Annotated in this window: 5 protein-coding genes; all 5 read left to right on the top strand. The window is 37.8% G+C overall.

Annotated elements, in window-relative coordinates; genetic code table 11:
* Positions 1-2,756, top strand: a 2,756-nt coding sequence (locus tag AB1488_03110; protein ID MEW6409085.1) for a DUF748 domain-containing protein, incomplete at its 5' end; no start/stop codon positions are given.
* 60 nt (positions 2,757-2,816) lie between these two features.
* Positions 2,817-3,089: a type II toxin-antitoxin system prevent-host-death family antitoxin gene (locus tag AB1488_03105; protein ID MEW6409084.1), complete on the top strand. Its 273-nt coding sequence runs from the start codon at positions 2,817-2,819 to the stop codon at positions 3,087-3,089.
* Entirely contained in the window at positions 3,082-3,504 is a 423-nt protein-coding gene (locus tag AB1488_03100) for a putative toxin-antitoxin system toxin component, PIN family (GenBank protein MEW6409083.1), read from the top strand. Before AB1488_03105 ends, AB1488_03100 begins: the two co-directional genes overlap by 8 nt.
* Positions 3,505-3,723: 219 nt before the next feature.
* Positions 3,724-3,999 (top strand): hypothetical protein, encoded by a 276-nt coding sequence (locus AB1488_03095; GenBank protein ID MEW6409082.1) that lies wholly within the window; start codon positions 3,724-3,726, stop codon positions 3,997-3,999.
* Complete coding sequence (locus tag AB1488_03090) at positions 3,986-4,834, top strand: type II restriction endonuclease (protein ID MEW6409081.1); 849 nt, start codon at positions 3,986-3,988, stop codon at positions 4,832-4,834. Before AB1488_03095 ends, AB1488_03090 begins: the two co-directional genes overlap by 14 nt.
* Positions 4,835-4,946: the final 112 nt, after the last annotated feature.

Here is a 4,946-nt window from a genome sequence, read left to right as displayed (position 1 = left end):
AAAACGGTAAGTGGAACATATCAGATAATCTCATTGAACTGATAAGCAAAGGGGAAAGAGAGTATTTTATAAAATCGTTCAAGATTGAAAGAGGGAGCATCACGGTAGATGATAATCCACTACTAAGAGTAAAGACTGCTGACATCTCTGTGATGGGTCTTTCATCATCGAAAAAAGAACCGTTAATTATTAAAGGCTCATTATACGATGTCGCCGATAATAAGATTCAGATAGATGGGAAAGTTACCTTTACCAAAGATGGACCACAGGCTAATGTAAACATATCCTCTAAAGGACATAGACTGCATCCATTTAAGAACTATCTTCCTTCACAGATATCTGTCTCAGAAAAATCTAAGGTGAATCTCTCCCTAAAGACAGCCATCTCAAAGGCGATGATAAGCCTGCAGGGTAGTGCAGAGTATGATGAGATAACGCTCTCTGATAGACTTAAACAGCTTAAGAGAGGAAAGGCTGATATTGATGCATCATGGGATATGAAAGAAGGACATCTTCTGATAAAGAGTTTTAATGGAAATATCGGTAATGCTATCAAGTCATCTGTGAGGGGAAATGTATACAACATAGGAAAAGACCTAAGATACAATATGCGTGCAGATATAGAGATACCAGATATAGGGAAACTTTCGTTAATAAGTGACATGGAAATGACAGGAAAGGCTTCAGCAGAGGGAGTAAAAATTAGTGGAACGATGAATATGAACAAGATCAAAACAGATGGAGAGATTTTACTCAGTGGGATTAACCTTATAAAAAGAGATATAGGAACGATAGAAAACCTTAATGGTAAGTCTGCATTCGCAGTAAGGGGGAAGGACATCTCTTTTAAAGGCAGCCTCAGCGGTATTGCAAAGTCTACTCAAAGATTTGCCCCTGATATGAGATTTACAGGTAATGATATCTTCACCACGATTGACTTTGGAGTAGAAGCAAAAAATGACAGGGCTAAGGGAATCGCATCCCTTTTACTCAAAGATGTCAATATGCAGCATAATCAGATAGGAAGGATAGACCTCAAAGGGGTTACATTAAACAGTAACTTTGAGGTATTGAGGGATACCCTTAAGTTAAAGGATGCGAGGGGAACAATCTCTGTTGATGAGATACGAATTAAAGACATAGAGGCAAATGAACTTTCTATTGGATATATCGCAAACAGAGAAAGGGTTGAACTCAGACTACTGAGAGCTAAGTTACTCGGTGGATCGTTGCAGGGCATGATAATCATACCATTTTCTCTTGAGGATTTCTTAAAACAAGACACTGTTCACAGTTCACTGTTCACCCCGCACCAACGGGAAGCCCCGCCTGTCAAGGCGGGGAGGAACGCATCCACATCCCCACAGGGTCAGACCCAGAAGCCACGGGTGTCAAACCGTGGTGCGGGGTTCACTATTTCTGCAGAAGGTCGCATCGAAGGAATAGAGGGAAAAAAGATACAGAGACTCGCAGAAAAATTTACTCCACCAATATATCTGACAGATGGCAGGTTCGGAGCAGGATTCAAAATGACTTATACAAAAGATAAAGGAGTGGATGGCGGTATAAATCTCACCGGAGATGAAATAGCAATCAAAAAATCTAATGCAGAACGAAACTTAATAAGCAATATCTCTTTTAAATCACACATCTCCCTGAAAGGTGACGAAATCAGCCTCCACAGAGTTGAAGCATGGATATCGGATGGAATAAAGGCATCACTCTCAGGAAAGATAAAGAATATAAAAAGAGAGGACAGAACGGTTAATATTTCATTTAATCTACCTGAGGTGGCTGTCTCATCCCTGAGGGATACACTATTTGAGCTTATCCCTGACAGATTTAAATACGCCCGCATGAATGGTAACATACAGATGAGTGGCGATTATATAAAATCAACAGGGATGAATCTTCTAAGGACATCTGTTAGATTCAAGGATGTTTCATTGACAGGTGAAAACGGTGAATACGGTATAGGTCCCATCTCAGGTAATCTGCCTTTACAGTATGAACTTAGCAAAAAGGGCAGTATACAGCCACCATTCCTGATAGCAGATATCTTCAGAAAAGAACGGTTTGAGAGGATTGGCAAAGAGCCAATAAAGAAATCCTCCCTGATTAATCAGGATTCAGGGATAATCAATATAGGGAAGATTACCTATGGTGTTGAGATAATCAAAGACCTCAGTGTTGTGCTGAATACAGGACAGCATGCCATGACTGTAGAGAATATTTCTGGTAGTATATTTGGAGGCAAGATTTATGGCGCGGGATGGATAGCACTGACAAAACAACCTTCTTATGGTTTTGGATTTGTTGTGAGAGACATCAGTCTCAAAGAGGTATGTAATAGCTTCGAAAATATAAAGGGATATATCTACGGAAAAGTAGATGGGATAATGTGGCTTAATGGAGATGGAATCGGACTTTCAGCAATTACAGGAAAGGCAGAGGCCTGGGCAAAGAAATCTAAGGATGAGCCAATGATGATAAGCAAGGAGATGCTCGAAAGGATTGGTGGTAGTGCTGTGAAAAGATACGGGCTATCAAAAGATAGAAGGTATAACAAAGGTGTCATCGAGTGCTATCTCAACAGAGGTTATATAATATTCAAGGAACTCGAGGTATCAAACACAAATATTTTTGGTTTTAGAGACCTCTCTGTCAAGGTCGCACCTGTGCATAACAGAATTGCTATTGATGACCTGCTCTGGACAATAAAAAACGCGGCCGAGAGGGCAACGACAACGAGATGATTAAAATAATATTTGACATAACTATTATAATTGTTATAATTATATCAGGAGGTAAAAATAATGGCAAAAGAACTTACAGCATTAAAGGTAAGGGGCAATCTTGGAGAAATCCTTGAGGAGGTATATTACAAGGGTGAGGAATACATCATCAAGAGAGGCAAAAAACCTATGGCTGTATTGATACCACTTGATGAATTCGAGAACTACAGGAAACAGAGGGAAACAGACATGAGGGTCTTTGACAGTATCAGGGCGAAGGCTAAGGCTTATTCATCAAAGGAAATTGAGGCAGATGTCGGGGAGGCAATAAAGGCGGTTCGCAAGAGTGCATAAGGTTGTCATAGATACCAATGTCTTTATAAGCGGTATCATCCAGAAAAGCGGTTTCCCTTATAAGATTGTGAAGTCCTGGGAAAAAGGCAATCTAATTTTTATAACATCACGATTAATGATTGAGGAGACCATAAAGGTCTTAAACTATCCAAAGATTAAAAAGAAGTATGGACTGGATGCGGATGAGATAAAACAGACTGCCTTAAACCTCTTGAGGTATTCTGTATTGATAGATAACCCTCCAGCACTGGATGTTATAAAAGAAGACGCTGAAGATAACAAGGTTTTATCAACTGCTATTGAAGGTAAGGCTGATTATATAGTATCTGGTGATTCTCATCTGTTAGACTTAAAGAGTTATAAGGATATTAAAATTATAACACCTAAGAGGTTTTGTGAGATTATGGGATTGTAATAAGATGGTTCTTTTACCCAATTCAGCAACACCTTGATGACTTCTCCTTTCTACTATTTCTTACTTGAACATAGCATCCTTCTGTGATAAGATTTCCAAAAATATAATACTAATGGTTGCCTTTTCATAATATAATCATCAGATGAATGGCAGTTTAAGAGAAAGCGAGTGCCTTATTTGTTTCAGCTTGCAAAGTTATAGTACAAAGGGAGGTAAAGTATGGGCTCACATACCTGGACGACACAATGTCCGCATTGTAGTTTTGAAGAAATGATTGTTTCAGGCTACGATGCCATCTACTTTGAGGTAATCTGTCCAATGTGTGAATATGAAAGATGGACCGAAGAGAAGATTCCAGATAATCAGGATGTTGAACTTGCGAAGCGTAAACTGGCTGAAATGGGTGCTAAAGAAAAACAGAAGGCGACTGAGCTATACTATGAAGACAATATCCCATTTATTACCCGATTAAAAAAGAAAAATGGCAACATTTGAACTTGGGTCTGATACTGCTAAAGGTGGTTTTGTAAATGAAAAGACTATTTGCAAAAAATTTAATAATTGGAAAAAGGATAACGAGGCTAAACAGTGGCTTCAAATTATGGGTTATGATATTAAACAAATTGACTCAATAGAAGCAGTCCATATTCCTACAAGATTAAAAAAGACTGATATAGTGCGATTCGGTTTGAGAGAAGATTTCGAAGAACTGATGAGATTTAAAAAGGCTGATGCACAGGTAAGAGTTACGATTGTAATTAGCAATATTGTAAAGATCGAAAATCTATCATTAAAAATGGTTACTATTAAAAAGGATAAACCTACTTCTGGTTTTAATCAGATTGATAAGCGGTGGGTAGATTCTTATAAACAAATCTGGAATTTTGATAATGATATTGCATATGGTTTAAAGCTGTATACAGGAGGAATAAAACCTCCTAAAGAAATTGCAGCAACACAAAAATTGAGGGATAAAAGGCGTGTATATTTAAACGAAATGCCAGACAGATTAAGGAATAAAATTATTGACTTTTTTAAGGCTAATAAAATTCTTATTGTCTGTGATATATTGAAAGGGCGAGGTGGATTATCTGCTGATTGGATATTGGTTACAAGATATGAGGAAGATAATGATACCACCACATGGATGCTGACGGATATTAATACTGCTATGAATTTCTTTGGCGCTGGCGATATTTATATCACAAAGAAAGGCGTATTACATATTGGAAGAATTACAGTACAAAGAAAAGGCGGAGATGCTGGAAGACCAACATCGAATATGCTCCAATTTAAAATAAAACCCTGTAATCTATTCAATCTAAAATGACCAAGATACTTTGCTTAGGAAAAATAAAATTCGATTTAAGAGACCCTGATGAGGTCTTTTTTGCTCAGAAGGAATTTGATGCATTATTAGGGGTAAAAACAGCTTTTATAAA

Source organism: Nitrospirota bacterium (assembly GCA_040756155.1).
Lineage (GTDB): Bacteria > Nitrospirota > Thermodesulfovibrionia > JACRGW01 > JBFLZU01 > JBFLZU01.
Note: the sequence above shows the minus strand (reverse complement) of the source record. Positions and strands in the feature narration are given on the sequence as shown.

Coding starts and splice junctions, on each gene's coding strand:
- AB1488_03105 (MEW6409084.1), top strand. CDS start 2,817: ATGGCAAAAGAACTTACAGCATTAAAGGTAAGGGGCAATCTTGGAGAA.
- AB1488_03095 (MEW6409082.1), top strand. CDS start 3,724: ATGGGCTCACATACCTGGACGACACAATGTCCGCATTGTAGTTTTGAA.
- AB1488_03090 (MEW6409081.1), top strand. CDS start 3,986: ATGGCAACATTTGAACTTGGGTCTGATACTGCTAAAGGTGGTTTTGTA.